Genomic DNA, 18838 nt, shown 5'->3' with positions numbered 1-18838 from the left:
ACAACAAGGTGAAGTGATGTCTCCACCTTGGTAAGTAAGCTGAACTTTAGTTACATTGTCACTTAAAGTCACACTAAACCTGGTTGTTGCGGTTGATGAGTGATTAACCAACAGTTATGGATTTGCTTATTACGCTCAAAATCCATTGGCAGTGTTTGAGCCGAAATATTTTGCGCCAATAGGCCAAGTTCTTGCAGCGAGTCCATGTCCATTTTGAAATGACGCTTATTATTTGAGAAAACCACCGTGCCACCTGGGCGCAAAATACGCTTAAGATTCTTCATCAACAAGATGTGGTCTCTTTGTACATCAAACGACTGCTCCATTCGTTTCGAATTAGAAAAAGTCGGCGGATCAATAAAGATAAGATCATACTGGCCGTTGGCATTGTCTAGCCACTTCAGACAGTCGGCTTGTTCAAATTGGTGCTGTCTTCCCACTTGACCGTTGAGTTTCATGTTCTCTTTTGCCCATTCTAGGTAGGTATTGGACATATCAACAGTGATTGTCGACTTCGCCCCACCACACGCAGCGTGCACGGTTGCTGAGCCGGTATAAGCAAAGAGATTTAAGAAATCACATCCTTTCGCCATTTGACCTAAACGGCGACGCGTCAGTTTATGATCGAGGAATAAGCCAGTATCGAGGTAATCATGCAGATTGACCAACAATTTGACACCATACTCGTTAACCGTAAAGGTTTGAGATTGTTGAGCCATCTTTTGATACTGAGCACTGCCTTTTTGACGTTCACGGACTTTTAATACGACCTTGTTGGCATCAACGCCCGTTACCTGAATCGCAGCACGGATAATATCCGTCAGACGACGTTTAGCCGTTTCTTCAGGAATGGTTTTCGGTGGCGCGTACTCTTGGATGACCAATTGATCAACATAAACGTCAATCGCAACGTTATATTCAGGTAGATCGGCATCGTAAATACGATAACAATCTAAGCCTTCACGCTTAGCCCATTTAGCAATTTTCGCGAGATTTTTTTTCAAACGATTGGAAAAATCAGGCGCAATCTGCTGCGTCGGAGCTTGCTGCATTCCCTCTAATTGAGCCTGTTCGCGCTCCGCAATCAGATAATTCTTTTGGTGACATGGTAACGCACCGTTATTTAATTTGAACTGTTTTTCTGCTCGCATGCGTAAACAGCTTAATAGCTCATCCGATCCAGAGAAAATGGACGCTTGGCAGCCGCCAAACTCGGTTTTTAATTGAGCGCCGAAAGCGGTATATAAAGCAATAAGACCGGGATGAGTACCTAAACGTTCGCCGTAAGGTGGATTACAAATAATCACCCCCTGAGTAAACTCTGCAGGACGAGTCAACTTCGCAGCATCACCAACGTCAAATTGAATTAAGCTCTCTACACCGGCTCGACGTGCGTTGTCTTTAGCCATTTGTAAAACACGGCTGTCATTATCAAAGCCAAAAAACCTTGCGTCAGTTTTCTTGACGCCCTTTCTCGCTTGCACTGTTGCTTCAGCTTTCACTTCTGCCCACAGCTCTGGTTGAAAATCTTCTAATGCTTCAAAACACCATTTGGCTCTTTTTAAACCTGGGGCAATATTCGCCGCCATCATCGCAGCTTCAATCAATAAGGTACCAGAACCGCACATTGGATCGAGTAAAGGCTTGGTACTTTCCCAGCCACTACGTAATACAATCGCTGCAGCCAATGTTTCTCGCAATGGAGCTCGGCCCGATTCCGGGCGATAACCACGAATATGTAAACCCGCTCCGACCATATCAATACCAAGCAGCGCTTTATCTTTATGTAAACGAACGTGAATTCTTACATCCGGTTGCTCTTTATTGATCGAAGGGCGTGGTAAGTTTTTCTTAGTAAAGCAGTCAACAACGGCATCTTTAACCTTCATCGCACCATATTGGCTATTACGAATTTCGCGGTTAGTACCATTAAAATCGACCACAAATTGCTTCGAACTATGGAAATGATTGACCCAGTTAATTGCGCTAGCCGAAAGATATAAGTCCATATCATTTTGGCAAGCAAACTCAGCAACAACACGAACAAATCGAGAAGCTAATCGACTCCATAAACAGCAACGGTAAATCTGTTCATTGGAAGCGGTAAATTTCACCCCGGCCTGAACGGGTTTTACATTGGTGATGCCTAATTGTGTGAGTTCTTCGGCTAATAGATTTTCAAGGCCATTTGAGGTTACTGCTAGATATTGATTCATAGGGTTCTTTAACTGGTAAAAATGGCCTCAGATTATAACTGACATTAAAGGCCATTCCTAAAGTTAAACCGACCATTTTTACAAAAAATCATCGTTATAACTCCCCTAGCACTTTATCTGTACCCAAACAACGTGGCGCTGCAGCTCGGCGACAAGCCTGTCATCCAATGAGCATCGTTAAACAATGAGATACGAACGCAGCCAACACGATTGCAGCTTAGAAGCCTAAATCGAATAGCTAATTAACCCTTTGGATAGGACGATGGATTGGCTCCAAAGCCGTTATAAACTTACTACAAAACTATTGCCGCTGTCTGTTAACACTTCTTATTAGCCTCCTTACCCACCTTAATCAAGGTTCAATTCCCTGCGCCAACAAAGAAGTGAGTATTTATTCACAGCAAAACTGGACTATACCAAACACAAATAACGGTTGTAATAAAACACCATTTAACGGTAAAACGGGAACTTTTGACACTCCTAACCTCCGTTTTCAAGGCTTTGCTGTGTCACGTTTCTGGAAATTAATCTCTAAATTTTGCGCAGAATATCGCGCTCTTTCCGTTGATTAACAATGTTCGCTGGGAGTTTTGGCAACATAGAGACAAAAAAAATCGGCAGAACGCCGATAGGAAATAAAACAAAGGAACGAAATGATGAGGGAAACTAACTAACCAAAGCAACTCGCTCTGGCTGAAGGATGTGGTTGGCTATGGACATTCGGTCATGCATCACTTTAATCACTTGACCGAATTCTAACTGTTTCGTCGTACTTAATATAAACGGTTCTAGCTCAATTAATGCACACAAACTCGCACTCTCTCCAACCTCAAGTACGATAAAAAAACCTTGATTGAAGCCATTTACTAAACCCACAATATCACCCTCTTCAGGTTTAGTATCCGTGACTGATTGATAATCAAAAAACCAGCTCTTGGGCTGCACAGGCTTATGGAAACGCTTCGCAGCCACGCAATACAGTGCCAATTCAACCTGACGTGGCTCGGTGAGTTGAAGGCCGCTGATCCGTTCTTTGTACGTTTGGTAATCGGAAGCATCATCGACCGTAAATGAAGGATTCGAGAAAGCGGAATCAACCAACAGATTGCGACTCAGATTAGTGCGAAAGACCATCTCTTGTCCAAGGTCCAGCATCAAATAGCCTTCACTATCTGAATAGTACCAACTCCATTTATCACTGGGCTTTAGCATTATTCCGGCTCTCTATTTGCTGATGATCAAACCAATCAGATAAAAATTTCTTACCTATTAGTGCCATTCTAGGAAGCATGGAATAAAAAAAAAGAGGAAATGAGTTACTCACTTCCTCTTCATGTCACCTTGTCACTTTTTAAAAATCAGAATTTAATTCAATACGTTATAAATTCTTCACAATATCGCTGACCAATTTAGGGCCATGATAAATAAAGCCACTGTACACTTGGACTAACTTAGCACCGGCGAGTAATTTTTCTTTCGCTGCCACATAGCTATCCACTCCTCCAACACCAATGATTGGAATTTGTTCACCTAGCTGTTGATATAATAGTTTTACGACTTCAGTGCTACGTGATTGCAGTGGACGGCCACTCAGTCCCCCTGCCTCATTAGCAAATTTCATTCCTTCCACTAAAGTACGATCTAAAGTGGTATTGGTAGCAATCACCCCGTCGATATTGTGCTTGAGTAACGATTGACAAATTTGCTGCAACTCATCATCCGTTAGGTCTGGTGCAATTTTTAAAGTTAGAGGTACGTATTTGTTGTGTTGCTCAGCGAGCACGGTCTGCTTCTGTTTTAAGACGCAGAGTAACTCATCTAAAGCTTCACCATATTGTAACGTTCGTAACCCAGGGGTATTGGGTGAAGAAATATTCACCGCAATATAACCAGCATAGGGATACACCTTCTCCATACAAATTAAATAATCTTCAGCACCCTTTTCAATTGGCGTGTCTTTATTCTTACCAATATTGATCCCAATGATGCCATCATAATTCGCCTGCTTTACCTTCTCCACTAAGTGATCAACACCAAGGTTATTAAACCCCATTCGATTAATGATCCCTTCAGCATGCACTAAACGAAATAAACGAGGTTTATCATTACCTGATTGCGGTCGAGGTGTCACTGTGCCCACTTCAATAAATCCAAAGCCCATCGCGGCAAACGCATCAATGCATTCGCCATTTTTATCAAGGCCAGCGGCTAAACCAACAGGATTTTTAAACGTGAGTCCCATGCATTCGACAGGACGATGAGGAAGGTGTTGACGATAGAAGAGATCAAGCGGTGTACCGGTAAAGCGTTTGAAATTTTGAATGGCGAGATCATGCGCCCTTTCAGCATCCAATTGAAAAAAGCCAGCTCTGGCTAAGCGGTAAAGCATTGTGCCTCCGAAAAAAAAGCCCCGTATAAACGGGGCGTTATTATTGACCTATTTGTCGCACAATTCAATGCTTATTCGGTCGCCACACAATTTAAGTTGAGCAACATCAATTCACGCATCGCAACGGAAAACTTAGCAAACTCATGTACCGAGCCCACTTTAAATTCATTAAGAATGTTTTCCCAACGCTGTAGTGAAACGCTGTTATTGTCCATCCAACGTTGCAGAGCATGAATCACATCCGTAGTCTCTGACCCATTGATCGCATTAAGCACTTGTGCGGTTAATTGGCGTTGCTGCCAGTCGAGATCTTCTCTAAATGCCGCTCTTGCCAATGCCTGCCAGTTATTTTCAACCGCTTGATTATTTATCTGTTTCAAGAACCAATGAATCGATAAACGATCGCCCAAATTAAAATATAATTTAGCGACATGCTCAACTGGAATCGCCTTCTCATGAGAGACAGTAGAGATATCCAGTACTGAGTAAAGGCTGGATAGACGAGCGACATAATGCGCTAAGTCCGAATTGATGCCTTGTTCTATCCAGCTATTCGCCAGCAAATCATGTTCAGCAACTTCATCAGCCACCAGCAAACTATCTAACTGACGAGTAATACTGCGTACGTCCGATTGGTACTGATCAATGAGCGTTTGCACAGACTGTTTTCCAGTGCGATTACGCAGCAACCAACGAGATAGACGACGCAACGTTCGACGAACTTGGAACATCACTTGATATTGAGCACTCGCTGTCGCTTGATTATCCAGTGAGCGAACTTGCTGTAATACGTTACCGAGCTCGAAAATTTCACGGGCAGCCGCGTAAGAATGAGCAATATCCGTTACGCTAGCTCCAGTCTCTTCTTGCAAACGCGTCACAAAATTGCAGCCCATTTCATTAACCATTTGGTTAGCTAACGCGGTGGCAATGATTTCTTTACGCAGTGGATGGTTGTGCATCTGTTGCGAATAGTCACCGCGTAACTTTGATGGGAAGTACTGAATCAATTGCTGCGCATGGAACTGATCATTAGCTATCTCATCACAAGCCAACTCCTCTTTTAAGGCCATTTTTCCATAGGCCACCAGCACGGCAAGCTCTGGTCGAGTTAATGCAAAACCTTGTTTCTCTCTTTCTAACAACGTTTCGTCATCAGGAATATGCTCTAAGGCGCGGTCAAGATAACCCGTTTTCTCCATGTGATGAATGAAACGAATTTGCTCTTTAACCACCTCAACACCCAATTGTTCAGTTACCGAAATAGACTCTGACTGAGTGTAAGCATCTTCAATAACAATTTCACCGACTTCCTCTTCCATGGACTCTAGAATGTGGTTGCGCTGTTTTACGGTTAGATCGCCATTGGCGACTAAACCATTCAAGAAGATCTTAATATTGACTTCATTATCCGAGCAATCTACTCCGCCTACGTTGTCAACGAAATCGGTATTCACTCGACCACCGGTGAGCGCGTACTCTACTCGCCCTTGCTGAGTCATACCTAAGTTACCGCCTTCACCAATAATTTTGGCTTTGACTTCACGACCGTCAATACGCAGTGCGTCATTCGCTCTATCACCGACATCGGCATGCGATTCTTTCGATGATTTGATGTAAGTGCCGATCCCACCATTCCACAGAAGATCAACCTGCATCTTCAGGATCATCTTGATCAGTTCATTCGGGGCGGCTGACGCTTTCTTAGTACCAAGCATTTTTTGAATTTCTGGACTAAGCGCGATTGATTTCGCTTTGCGAGAGAAAACGCCACCACCTTGCGAGATCAAGCTTGGATTGTAATCTTCCCAGCTAGAGCGTGGTAATTGGAACAGACGTTGCCGCTCTTGCCAGCTTGTTTGAGCATCTGGACTTGGATCAATAAAGATATGCAGATGGTTAAAAGCGGCTTGTAAACGAATATGTTGCGATAACAACATACCATTACCAAACACATCGCCCGCCATATCACCGATACCGACCGCGGTAAAATCCGTCGTTTGACAGTTAATACCGAGTTCTCGGAAATGACGTTTAACCGATTCCCAACCACCACGAGCAGTAATACCCATGGCTTTATGGTCATAACCATTAGAGCCACCAGAGGCAAACGCGTCCCCTAACCAGAATTGGTAATCCGCCGATACCGAGTTTGCTAAGTCAGAGAAGGTCGCTGTCCCTTTGTCCGCAGCGACAACCAAATAAGGATCATCTTCATCATGACGAACCACATTACGTGGCGGGACAATTTCACCTTCAACAATGTTATCCGTGACATCTAATAATGCTTGGATAAAGCGCTTGTAACAACGTTGTCCTTCGGCAAAGATTTCATCTCGTCCCGTCAGTAAGTGCTGTTTTTTACAAACAAAACCGCCTTTCGCTCCAACGGGAACAATCACGGTATTTTTTACTTGTTGAGCTTTTACTAAGCCTAAAATCTCGGTTCGGAAATCTTCTTGGCGATCAGACCAACGTAAACCACCGCGGGCAACTTTACCACCACGCAGGTGGACCCCTTCCATATCCGGCGCATAGACAAAAATTTCAAAGGCAGGTACGGGAGCTGGGATATCTGGAATTTCCCGTGGTTTTAGCTTAAGAGCCAGCCAAGGTTTCGGTTGTTTCTCTTCATCCATTTGGAAATAGTTCGTACGTAGCGTTGCGCAGATCATTTCCATATAACGGCGAAGAATACGGTCATCATCGAGACTTTCGACATGATCCAATTGCTCGGTTAACTGAGCAATCAGCTCCGCTTGGCCTTTTTGCGAACCTTTAAATTTAGGATCAAAACGACGTACAAACAGATCAACCAACCCTTTCGCTAGGTCGGGATAATGACTTAAGGTATCTTCAATATAGTGTTGGCTGAATGGGAAACCGACTTGACGCATGTAACGTGCATAAGCGCGTAAAATAGAAATCTCACGTCCAGTCAAAGAAGCACCAAGCACTAAGCGGTTAAAACCATCACTCTCTAATTCGCCATGCCAAATGGCTGAAAATGCTTGTTGGAAACGATCGCGTGCTTCACGCAAATCAACTTGCTTCTCGCTCTTATGCAACATAGAGAAATCTAGAATCCAATAGACTTGGCCATTGGTCTTCGTCACTTCGTATGGCGATTCACCGATGACACGTAAGCCAAGGTTTTCTAACATCGGCATCACATCGGACAGATGAATCGGCTCATCACGATGATACAGTTTTAAGCGCACCGCCTTAGAATCTTTCGCCTCTTCTTGAGGACGATAAAACAGCATGCCGAGTTTGTTATCTTCATTCAGGGCTTCTAATCGTTCAATATCCGCAACCGCGGAGCCGGGCATAACATCTTCTTTATAAGAACGAGGAAAAGCGCGTTGATACTCTTTGGCTAATGATAAACCTGAACTTTCGCCAAAATTGGCAATAATTGCTTCGGATAAACGATCATCCCAGCTGGTGGATGCTTCCATTAAATTTTGCTCTATCTTCTTAACATCAATATTGGCACTGTTATTTTCTACCCGCACAATATAATGCGTTCTCGCTAGCGGGCTTTCAGAAAAATAGGTGGTGAATTCCACTTCTTGTTCACAACCAAAATACTGCTTTAATAAGCGCTGTGTTTGACGGCGTAGTTCGGTGTTGTAACGCTCTTTAGTAACATAAACCATGCAACTAAAGAAACGGCCAAAGGGGTCTTTGCGAACAAACAGACGGATCAGGTCACGGTCTTGCATCTGCACAACCCCCATCCCCACTTCAAGAAGCTCTTCTTCTTTCGCTTGCAAAAGCTCATCGCGAGGATAGTTCTCTAAAATATTGTGTAATGCTTTATAGGCATAAGAGCCCTCACGATAGCCACTTGCTTTAAGAATACGTTGTACTTTCTCGCGAACCAGTGGAATGCTTTCGACCGTTTGGTTATAAACGGCTGAGGTGTATAAACCCGTGAAACGATGCTCACCAATCACTTTACCATTGGCATCAAATTTCTTAATACCAATGTAATCGGTATACGCAGGGCGATGAATGCGCGACTGTTTGTTGCCTTTAGTCAGGATCAGTAAGAAAGGCTTCTTCGCTTCTAAACGAGCAGAGTCGGAAAACTGTGATAATTTAACACCACGAACCCGTTTCGGATCCGAAAATAAGCCTAATCCTGCATCTGGCGTAGGTCGAAGCTCGGTGTCATCATCATGATTAACCAGATCAAATTCTTTATAACCCATGAAAGTGAAATTATGCGCGCCAAGCCAGCGTAAGAAAACGAGAGTTTCTTGATAATGTTCAGCATCAACCGGAATATGGTTTTTATGCGACTCTAACTCCTCAATCACTTGCTCAAGCTTACTCGCCATTGGCTTCCAGTCTTGAACGACCAAAGCCGTATCACTGAGGATTTCCAATAGCTCCTCTTTTAGCGCCGTCATCTCTTCTTTGCTGCTGAGTCTATCCACTTCAATATGAAAGAGTGATTGCAACGCGCCAGCGCCTTGACCAATGCTAAGCACCGCACCGTTATTGTCTCGTTCGATGTGCGTTGGGCCGTTTAGCATTAAGTGCGATGTTAAATCGAGACGACTTAAGGTCATTTTGATTGAATCAACAAGGAAAGGAGTATCGGGTACGACAATTTCAACGATCGTATGAGTCGATTGCCAACCATGTTTACTGACGGTTGGGTTAAATACACGTACCGAACGTTGGTCGGCTTTCTTCTCATTAATATGATGCCAAAGACTGACTACGGCACCGTATAAGTCAGATTCATTACGTTTACTAAGATCGTCTTGCGCAACATTACTAAATAGGTGTTGGCCGAGTTGAGTAACAAGAGGTTGGTGAGCAAGCTCAAGTTTGTCTTGAATTAGCTGGTATACTTTTTCAAGTAGAACCGGCATCAAACTTTCACGCGCGGTCATATGCGACTCCAAATATTAGAATTATAGGCTGGTAGGGTATGCGCTAAGCATAGTTGTAACTTACGGTAATGCGAGGCCTATTGTAGTGCTTTGCTAACCGTTCGTTAACGCATTTGGACGCAATTGATAGTGAAATGTTTAATAATGTGACAGGCGTAGCGATTCAAATCACCACAAATTTACCTCAGGACAGCATATCTAACTTTATAAACTTATTGTTTTGGTCAGTTGTTAGACGAAATCGACCTTTTACTCCAATTTGGCTAAGAAATGGGCGAAATTTTGCAGCCGGTAATTGTAAACGTAAGCCATGTTCGGTAGTGACTAGAATGTGGCTGGCTAGCCCAGAATAATGAGCAAGGAAAGTTTGATAAGAGATGTTAAGAGAGAAAAAATAGTAGTTCATAATTGTGCTTTAAATGGTGCTGGAAACGAGGTTCCCTTCCAGCACCCGATCAATGAGTAAATATCGAACAAGTTAGGCTTGTTCAAGCGCTTTGCTGACTTTTTCAAATAAGTCACGCGCAAGATCATCCAGTGACTGTAACGCTTCTAACTGCTGTTTCATTAATGCTTGTCGCTGCTCGTCATAACGTCGAAACTTGAGTAACGGATCAATTAAACGAGAAGCTACTTGAGGATTACTGCTGTTTAACTCACGCAATATCTGCCCCGCAAAGCGATAACCTTCACCACTAAGTGCATGGAAATTAACCGGGTTCATGGTAAAGAATGAACCAATTAAGCTACGAATGCGGTTAGGATTCTTCAAGCTAAAAGCGGAGTGTTGCATCGTAGCCTGGATGACACTCAAGGCATCTTCAGCAGGATTCGAACCTTGCAAAGCAAACCACTTATCCATCACCAACCCATCGTGTTGCCATTTCAGACTATAATCAGCCATCAGCGTTTCTCGACAAGCCAATTGAGCACTATTCGCCGCGCTCATTGCGGCAATCGTGTCGGTCATATTATTGGCTTGCTGATACTGACGTTGGACCAAACGGTTGCCTTGCTCAGTGAAAGCCAATAAAGCTAAACAGGTATTGCGTAAAGTACGCTGACCAATCGCCGCATGCTCAATCGAATATTCAGCCTGAGTTAATGAATGATAAGTGGCACTGAGTTCATCTTCTAGCTCAGTGGCTAACATCACTTTCAGTTCATGTAACACTTTGGCAATCGCATCGACATCCACCTGCTTATACCAACCCGATACTTCATTATGATTCGGCAAAGCCAGCATTTCTGCCACAAAGGCTGGCTCTAGCTTATCACTGAGCAACACGCCACGAAATGCATCGACAACCGCTTCAGGTAAGGTGACCTTTTGTTGTTGCTGAACGGCCTCGACATTCGCTCGAATGTATTTTGCCAACAACATCTGCCCAGCATCCCATTGTGCAAAAGCGTTAGTCGCATGCCTCATTAAAAAGCTTAACTCTTGATCACGGTAGTCATACTCAAGTTTTACCGGAGCAGAAAACTCACGTAATAAAGATGGGATCGGTTGGCTGGTCACCTTCTCAAAGACAAACGTCTGCTTGGCTTGAGTTACATTGAGTACATTAGATACGGCCTTTCCATTACACTGTAACGGAATGATTTCACCATTTTCACGATACAGTTCAATATCAAACGGAATGTGCAATGGTAATTTTTCTGGCTGATCATGCGTTGGCTCTGTACTTTGTTCAACCGTTAATGCGAACGTTTGTGCTTGGTCATCATAATGACTCGTCACTTTAAGTAATGGTGTACCCGATTGGCTATACCATAAACGGAATTGAGTTAAATCAATACCGCTTGCCTTTTCCATCGCTAAAACAAAATCTTCACAAGTTGCTGCGGTGCCATCATGGCGTTCAAAATAAAGCTTCATCCCTTGCTGGAACGCTTTCTCACCTAATAAGGTATGCATCATCCGAATCACTTCACTGCCCTTTTCATAAACAGTCAGTGTGTAGAAGTTATTCATTTCTATTACTTTATCCGGACGGATAGGATGAGACATTGGGCTTGCATCTTCTGCAAATTGCGGACCACGAATAATCCGGACATTATGAATGCGATTCACCGCTCGCGAACCAAGATCAGAAGAGAATTCTTGATCGCGAAATACCGTTAAGCCTTCTTTTAAGCTTAATTGAAACCAGTCACGACAAGTAACTCGGTTACCCGTCCAGTTATGGAAATATTCATGGCCAATCACCGCTTCAATACCAAGATAATCGGTATCGGTCGCCGTCTTCTCATTGGCTAACACAAATTTTGAGTTGAAAATATTTAACCCTTTGTTTTCCATCGCTCCCATATTGAAAAAGTCGACAGCCACGATCATATAAATATCCAGATCGTATTCCAGACCAAATCGCTGCTCATCCCATTTCATCGAATTTTTTAGTGACGTCATCGCATGGCCTGCGCGATCTAAATTACCTTTATCAACGAAAATTTCCAAACCAACGTGACGACCAGAACGAGTGATAAACTGGTCACGCAAGACGTCAAAATCTCCCGCGACCAAAGCAAATAAATACGCTGGTTTAGGATGGGGATCATGCCACTTGACCCAATGACGACCATTGTCAGCCTCACCTTGAGCAATTTTATTGCCATTACTTAGCAAGTATGGGTATAAGGCTTTGTCGGCAATCACGGTACTGGTGTATTTGGCTAAGACATCTGGACGGTCAAGGAAATAAGTGATGCGACGAAACCCTTCCGCTTCACACTGAGTACAGAAAGCGCCACCGGACTTATAGAGTCCCTCTAATGCAGTATTACTTTGAGGATCGATTTCCGTCACAATGGTTAACTCAAACTGCTGAGGTAGTTGAGTTATTTCTAAATGAGCCTCTGACTTGGTAAAGTGTTGCCACTCTTCACCATTAATTTTTAATGATGTTAATACTAGCCCTTCACCATCCAGCAATAGTGTTGAACTGTCAGCCTGTTGCTCAACGTGAGAAACCGCCGTAACGACAGTCGCGTGATCGTGCAAATCAAAGGTTAGATCAATACGATCAATATAATGAGAGGGAGCCTGATAATCTTTACGATACTTGGCTAATGGGCTTGTCGCCATGGTCGGAATCCTTTTTGACGTAAACAGATGAAGAGCAAGGTTGAGAAACCTTGATGTTAATCAACTGATCTTAATCTTGTTTTCACCAATAACAACCCCTAGACCGAAAAAATGAGAGATTTTCGCCCGATGTATCCCAGATACGCGATATGGGATTTTAACGATAAGGTCAAAAATAAAGGTATTAAAACGATAAAGCGTCACGCTGACAGCGCTAAAGAACAAAGAAAATCGTCAATCTGCAATATGATGGAATGATGAAGAAAAAAGCGACTAGCGAATTCGCTTTAATTCGGCATAAAGCATGCCCTGCTCAATGTCTAACGTTAAGCGATTTTGGTTGAGTTGAAAGCGCGTATTATGTTCACCATGGGGGTACAACAGGACCAATTGTTCATCTTCGGTATAAAACACCCCTTGTTGTACGGTTTGATTACCATTTTGACCCGTTGCACGAAAAAAGAAGATGAAATCGGGCTGTAAAATCAAATCGAGGCTTTGTAAATTGAGAAGCGATTGATCGCTGCCAGCCAATGAGTCTCCTGACCAAGTTCCCGCTAACGGGCTAGTTAACATCTTGGTAAAAATAACGCCATTAAGCATTAATTGATTATGATTCGCTTGATAAAAATAGTGCTGTGGTTTGCTGCTATCGATACCAAGGATCAAGCTATCTTGATTGAGCGAATATTGCCCTTGCCAGTGATCAATACTGTAGTCTTTCTTTTGTATATCGATTAAAAATGAATAATCCGACTTGAGGGTTAAGCGAACGACGAGAAAGTTTTCTTTCGATGCCTCTGGTGCAGAGTTAAACAAAAACCAATCGCCAAGCAAGAAAGGCACGTCAAACTGAGTCAGATCTTGTCTTGAGTGATAACGCGCTTCTAACTGTGGGCTCGTTGCCGTTAAGCTGAAGCAAGCAATAAATAGTGCAATCCATTTCATCGTGCCCCCTAATGCTTTTATTTTAAGCTTAGGCGGTTTCAATTTATAATGCGAAATTTCGATGAAAATCACATTATAAATTCTTCTTATCTGCACACTTATTTCAAATTAACAACGATAAAACAAACAGTTATAAAAAAGCGAGCCCATTGGCTCGCTTTCACTCTTCAAGATAGAAAAGCTCAAATCTTGAGCATGTCCACCATGATTGATACCGATTCATTCAAATAAGCATCAGGAGTTTCATAGTCTTTGGGAACATCACTCAAGGCCGCAAAAGGTTCTTTACCAAGGGATGCTTGGCGAAGATTAATTCTATCCAATCGCTGTTTATCCGCTTGTTCCATCTCTTGCTTGCGTTGCTTTTCATTTAAAGACAATAAGTTATCGTCTTTTTCTGCTTGATATTTTTCAATATCCTGCAAGATAAAGCCAAACTCTTGATCCGCTAGGATCCGAGTTTGATGACGCTGATCGAGCTTAGCAATCGTCGCACTAAAGTCATGCAATACTTGGTATTTAACCGGATCAATCCGGTCCCAAGGTAGTGCATTCTCTTCAACACTTTCCCCTGTTTCACTCGCATCAATAGCACTCGGGAAAACGATATCAGGGATCACACCGCGATTTTGGGTACTGCCACCATCAATTCGATAAAACTTCTGAATCGTGTATTGCACATAACCAAGCTCTTGTTCAAATAAATCATAGATATGATTTAAAGAGCGATGCTGCTGAACCGTACCTTTACCAAATGAGTTTTCACCAAGAATAATCGCTCGACCATAGTCTTGCATGGCCGCGGCAAAAATCTCTGACGCAGAAGCACTAAATCGATTAATCAAAACCGTCATTGGACCTTGATAACTGATTTTGCCGTCAGTATCGCTATTAACATTCACTCGGCCATAACTATCGCGTACCTGAACAATAGGACCACTGGTAATAAATAAACCAGAAAGTGCCGTGGCTTCCGTTAATGCGCCACCACCATTATTACGTAAATCGATGATGATACCGTCGACTCCGCTGGCTTTTAGCTCCGTCAGTAACTTATCGGTATCTTGTGCTAAGCCTACATAAAAACTAGGCACTTCAAGGACACCGATTTTTTTGCCGTCTTGTTCAATGACCTTAGACTTCACCGCTCGGTCTTCAAGACGAATTTTATCTCGGACAATAGTGACAATGTGACTTTTTGCGTCATTACCTTCCGGTAATACCTGCAGTTGCACTTTAGTGCCTTTCGGCCCTTTAATTAACTGCACGACATCATCGAGACGCCAGCCAATCACATCAACAATATCGCCTTTCTCTTGACCGACACCGATAATGCGATCCCCTTCACTCAACTGTCGACTGGTCGCCGCAGGGCCACCAACGACTAATGAGCGAATCACCGTATAATCGTCCGTCATCTGTAATACCGCGCCAATCCCTTCAAGAGATAAATTCATCTCCGATTGAAATTGAGCAGCATTGCGAGGAGATAAATAGCTGGTGTGAGGGTCGATCTGCCGAGCAAAGGCATTCATATAGACTTGAAAAACATCTTCGCTATTGGTCTGAGTTAAACGTTTGATCGCATTGTTATAACGTTTAGCCAGCGTTTCTTGAATTTCTGGCCATGTTTTACCCGTTAATTTCAAGTTTAATGCATCAAATTTAACACGCTGACGCCATAGCTCATCGACTTCCGCTTGATCTTTCGGCCATGCGGCTTTGGAGCGATCGCGTTCAATAAACTCGTCGTTATCAAAGGTCATTTCATGGTCAAGGAGCGACAACGCGTATTGGAAACGCTCAAAACGTTTACGCATTGAAAGATTATACAATTCAAATGCTATCTGATTATTGCCTGCTTTTAACTGATCATCTAACTGGGTTGACCAGGGTTTAAAAGCGTCAATATCGGCCTGAGTAAAGAGATTACGATTGTAATCCAACATGCCAACATAACGATCAAAAATAGCTTGAGAAAACGCATCATCTAAAGAGAAGTGTTTATAGTGAGAACGAGTAAAACGTGACGTTACTCGTTTACTGGCGGTTTCATGTTGAGCTTGTGGAGTAAGAAGAGGAAGATCCTCTATCTTGAGATTGGCTTCTATCGCCTGAACAGAAAAAGCTGCCAGCCATAGGCCAGCAGCAATTGATGTTAATTTTGAACGGCATTTCATGCTTAGGAATATCTCCTTTAAGCGCGCAAGTGCTCCGTCTTCACAACCATTTGCAGGCCGTTACCGAGTTGAACACGCACATCTTCCTTATTAATTTCAACGATGGTCGCAGCCATGTTGCCTTTGCCCATGTTCACATTGACTTCTTTGCCAACTTTCATTTCGTCAGCTTGTAACACGCGCGTTTCAACTGGTTTTTTCTCTGTTTTTGCTGTCACATCGGTTGCTTGTGCACGACGTGGTTGAGGTTTTTTCGCTTTTGGCTTGGCTTTATTGGCCTCTTCACGCACTTTCTTCGCTTGCTCTTTACGGCGCGCATCAACGCGAGCTTTGCTTTCTGCTAACGCAGCTTGAGCATGATCGACATGTTGCTGTTCAAGTTCACCACAAGCATTACCATCAAGATCAACACGAACCGCACCAGCTTTAACACCATGCAGATAACGCCATGACGAAGTGTACTGTCTTAGTGCTGCACGAAGTTGAGTTTTGCTTACTTTAGGATCTTCATTAAGACGCTGAGCAAGATCTTGAAAAATACCAATTTTAAGAGGCTTAGCCTCACCTTCTAAAGTAAAGCAGTTAGGGAAACATTCAGCAATATACGCAATCACTTCTTTGCTGTTTTTTAACTTTTCAGTGTTTTCCATGAGGATTCCTGGTTGATGCGGCTGGTCCGCGGGGCATAAATAATAAAATATGTTCGGTATTATAGTGACCTGAGTACGAAAAACCACTGGCAAAGGCGAATTTATGCCTTGTTCGCGTGTGAATTAAGCACCTTTTCTACTTCCGTCATTAAAAATACCAGTCCTTGCTGGTCAATTTCTGAAAAGCGAGCAATAGTTGGGCTATCAATATCTAACACACCGACCAATTGCTCGCAGATGGTGAACGGGATCACCAATTCCGAGTTACTGGCGGCATCACAAGCAATATGACCAACAAAAGCATGCACATCATCTACACGTTGTACAGTATTGGTGGCAACAGCCGTCCCACATACTCCACGTCCTACCGGAATACGAACACAAGCGGGTTTACCTTGAAAAGGGCCTAACACTAATTCATCATTCTGTAAGAGATAAAACCCAACCCAGTTTAGGTCGCTCAATTCCATATTTAATAGAGCGCTTAAATTCGCTAAGTTAGCCACTAAGTCGGTTTCAGATTCGAGTAAAGCGACGGCTTGCTTCGTTAAACGTTGGTAATCTGCTAAGTTCATATTCATTCCCAATAAAATTAAAGACTTCACTTATTGTTCTTCGTACAATACCTATCTAACTAAATAGGATGCATTCTCATTATAATGACCAATAATCATGACACTATTAGCCGTTCTTGGTTGATAACTCAAGTAAAAAAACATCAACGTCCGCTGCTTTATGCCAATTTTATTGCCATCGTTGCTACTTTAATCAGTGTGCCTATTCCCTTGTTGATGCCATTGATGGTCGATGAAGTATTACTTAATCAACCCGCTGGTGGTCTAGCCTTAATGGATACTCTCCTGCCAACTGATTGGCAAACACCCACTGGATATATCCTATTCACTTTATTACTGGTGGTGCTCATGCGCACTGGTAGCCAACTGCTGAATATTGTACAAAGTCGGCAATTTACACGGGTATCGAAGACGGTTACCTATCAAATGCGCTGTAAGATGATTGATAAGCTAGGCCGAATCAGCATTCGTCAGTACGAAACGCGCGGCAGTGGCGGAATTAATGCCCATTTAGTGACCGACATTGAAACCATCGATCAATTTATTGGCTCAACATTGAGTAAATTTTTAATCAGTTTACTGACGGTGTTAGGCACAGCCTTAGTGCTACTGTGGCTTGATTGGCGATTAGGATTATTTATCCTATTGGTTAACCCAATTGTTATCTATTTTTCTCGCCTACTCGGCAGTCAAGTCAAACATCTCAAAAAACGCGAGAATCAAGCATTTGAGAAATTTCAAAATCGCTTAGTCGAAACCTTAGATGGTATCTATCAGCTTAGGGCCGCCAACAAAGAGCGGGAATTTTTAACTCAACTCAAAATCAATGCCAATGAAGTGAGAGCCAATGCCGATAAATACGCTTGGCAAGCTGAAGCGGCGGGGCGACTCTCCTTTTTACTCTTTCTACTGGGCTTTGAGCTGTTTCGCGCGGTCGCAATGTTAATGGTGCTATTTAGCGACCTGACTATCGGACAAATTTTTGCGGTTTTTGGCTACTTATGGTTTATGTTAGGACCAGTACAAGAGCTGCTGGGTATTCAATTTTCTTGGTATAGCGCGAAAGCAGCACTGACACGAATTAATACCTTATTGCAGCTTGAAGAAGAGTATCGTCCGATCAGTAAAGTTAACCCATTTACTCAGCATCAACCCGTAGCGGTGACACTCTCACAAGTTAACTTTTCTTATGATGGCGAGAAAAAGGTGCTTGATGAGCTATCTTTATCCATACCCGCGGGCAAAAAAGTCGCTTTAGTCGGGGCCAGTGGTGGCGGAAAATCAACGTTGATTCAATTACTACTCGGAGCATATCGAGCAGATTCAGGTGAAATTTATTTTAATGGCGAACGGTGTGATGATATTGGTTTTGAGATTATCCGCAGTCAAATTGCGGTGGTGTTACAACAACCTATACTTTTCAACGACACTTTAAGGCATAATTTAACCCTCGGTGGTGATTATGATGACGCCTCGCTTTGGCATGCATTAGAAGTCGCGCAACTGCAAGATGTCACCCACCAACTCAGTCAAGGATTGGATACTCCCATTGGTCGTAACGGTATCCGTCTTTCTGGTGGCCAGCGTCAACGTTTAGCTATTGCTAGAATGGTATTAAGTGATCCTAAATTGGTAATTTTAGATGAGGCGACGTCCGCGCTCGATACGGCAACCGAAGCGGCACTGCATCGTGCATTAAGTGGATTTTTAAAAGGACGAACTACGCTGATTGTTGCCCATCGGCTGTCGGCCGTGAAACAAGCCGATTTGATTTATGTATTAGAAGATGGGCGAGTGAGTCAAATTGGTACACATGGAGAGTTACTTGAACAGCAAGGACTTTATCAAACATTATATGGCGCTATTCAGTCATAGTTCC

11 protein-coding genes are annotated in these 18838 nt (G+C 43.0%); 1 reads left to right on the top strand and 10 read right to left on the bottom strand.

The window, feature by feature from the left end; all coding sequences use genetic code 11:
- Positions 1-68: 68 nt before the first annotated feature.
- The 10 genes from rlmKL to FKN88_RS01895 all read right to left on the bottom strand — a co-directional run bounded on the left by rlmKL (position 69) and on the right by FKN88_RS01895 (position 16959).
- Entirely contained in the window at positions 69-2216 is a 2148-nt protein-coding gene (gene rlmKL, locus FKN88_RS01940) for a bifunctional 23S rRNA (guanine(2069)-N(7))-methyltransferase RlmK/23S rRNA (guanine(2445)-N(2))-methyltransferase RlmL (protein WP_306687161.1), read from the bottom strand.
- A 666-nt stretch (positions 2217-2882) separates the two neighbouring features.
- On the bottom strand, positions 2883-3428 hold the full coding sequence (locus tag FKN88_RS01935) for a cell division protein ZapC (RefSeq protein ID WP_040904315.1): 546 nt from the start codon (positions 3426-3428) through the stop codon (positions 2883-2885).
- 166 nt (positions 3429-3594) lie between these two features.
- Positions 3595-4605 (bottom strand): quinone-dependent dihydroorotate dehydrogenase, encoded by a 1011-nt coding sequence (gene pyrD, locus FKN88_RS01930; protein ID WP_158138438.1) that lies wholly within the window; start codon positions 4603-4605, stop codon positions 3595-3597.
- 71 nt (positions 4606-4676) lie between these two features.
- Entirely contained in the window at positions 4677-9518 is a 4842-nt protein-coding gene (locus FKN88_RS01925) for an NAD-glutamate dehydrogenase (RefSeq protein WP_306687160.1), read from the bottom strand.
- Between the two features lie 184 nt (positions 9519-9702).
- Positions 9703-9924 (bottom strand): DUF2835 domain-containing protein, encoded by a 222-nt coding sequence (locus FKN88_RS01920; RefSeq protein ID WP_040904316.1) that lies wholly within the window; start codon positions 9922-9924, stop codon positions 9703-9705.
- Between the two features lie 72 nt (positions 9925-9996).
- On the bottom strand, positions 9997-12606 hold the full coding sequence (pepN, locus tag FKN88_RS01915; RefSeq protein ID WP_306687159.1) for an aminopeptidase N: 2610 nt from the start codon (positions 12604-12606) through the stop codon (positions 9997-9999).
- A 273-nt stretch (positions 12607-12879) separates the two neighbouring features.
- On the bottom strand, positions 12880-13554 hold the full coding sequence (locus FKN88_RS01910) for a hypothetical protein (RefSeq protein ID WP_154168221.1): 675 nt from the start codon (positions 13552-13554) through the stop codon (positions 12880-12882).
- A gap of 182 nt (positions 13555-13736) precedes the next feature.
- Complete coding sequence (gene prc / locus FKN88_RS01905) at positions 13737-15734, bottom strand: carboxy terminal-processing peptidase (RefSeq protein ID WP_154168223.1); 1998 nt, start codon at positions 15732-15734, stop codon at positions 13737-13739.
- Between the two features lie 17 nt (positions 15735-15751).
- A complete protein-coding gene (proQ, locus tag FKN88_RS01900; protein ID WP_154168225.1) occupies positions 15752-16384 on the bottom strand; it encodes an RNA chaperone ProQ in 633 nt (210 codons plus the stop codon).
- Positions 16385-16485: 101 nt separating this feature from the next.
- Complete coding sequence (locus FKN88_RS01895) at positions 16486-16959, bottom strand: GAF domain-containing protein (RefSeq protein WP_217515638.1); 474 nt, start codon at positions 16957-16959, stop codon at positions 16486-16488.
- An 84-nt stretch (positions 16960-17043) separates the two neighbouring features.
- Here FKN88_RS01895 and FKN88_RS01890 point away from each other — a divergent pair, with 84 nt between their 5' ends.
- A complete protein-coding gene (locus FKN88_RS01890; RefSeq protein WP_217510496.1) occupies positions 17044-18834 on the top strand; it encodes an ABC transporter ATP-binding protein in 1791 nt (596 codons plus the stop codon).
- Positions 18835-18838: the final 4 nt, after the last annotated feature.

The organism is Vibrio sp. 2017_1457_13, assembly GCF_030851525.1.
Classification (GTDB): domain Bacteria; phylum Pseudomonadota; class Gammaproteobacteria; order Enterobacterales; family Vibrionaceae; genus Vibrio; species Vibrio metschnikovii.
The sequence above is the reverse complement of the archived record's forward strand: the minus strand, read 5'-3'. Positions and strand labels throughout refer to the sequence as shown.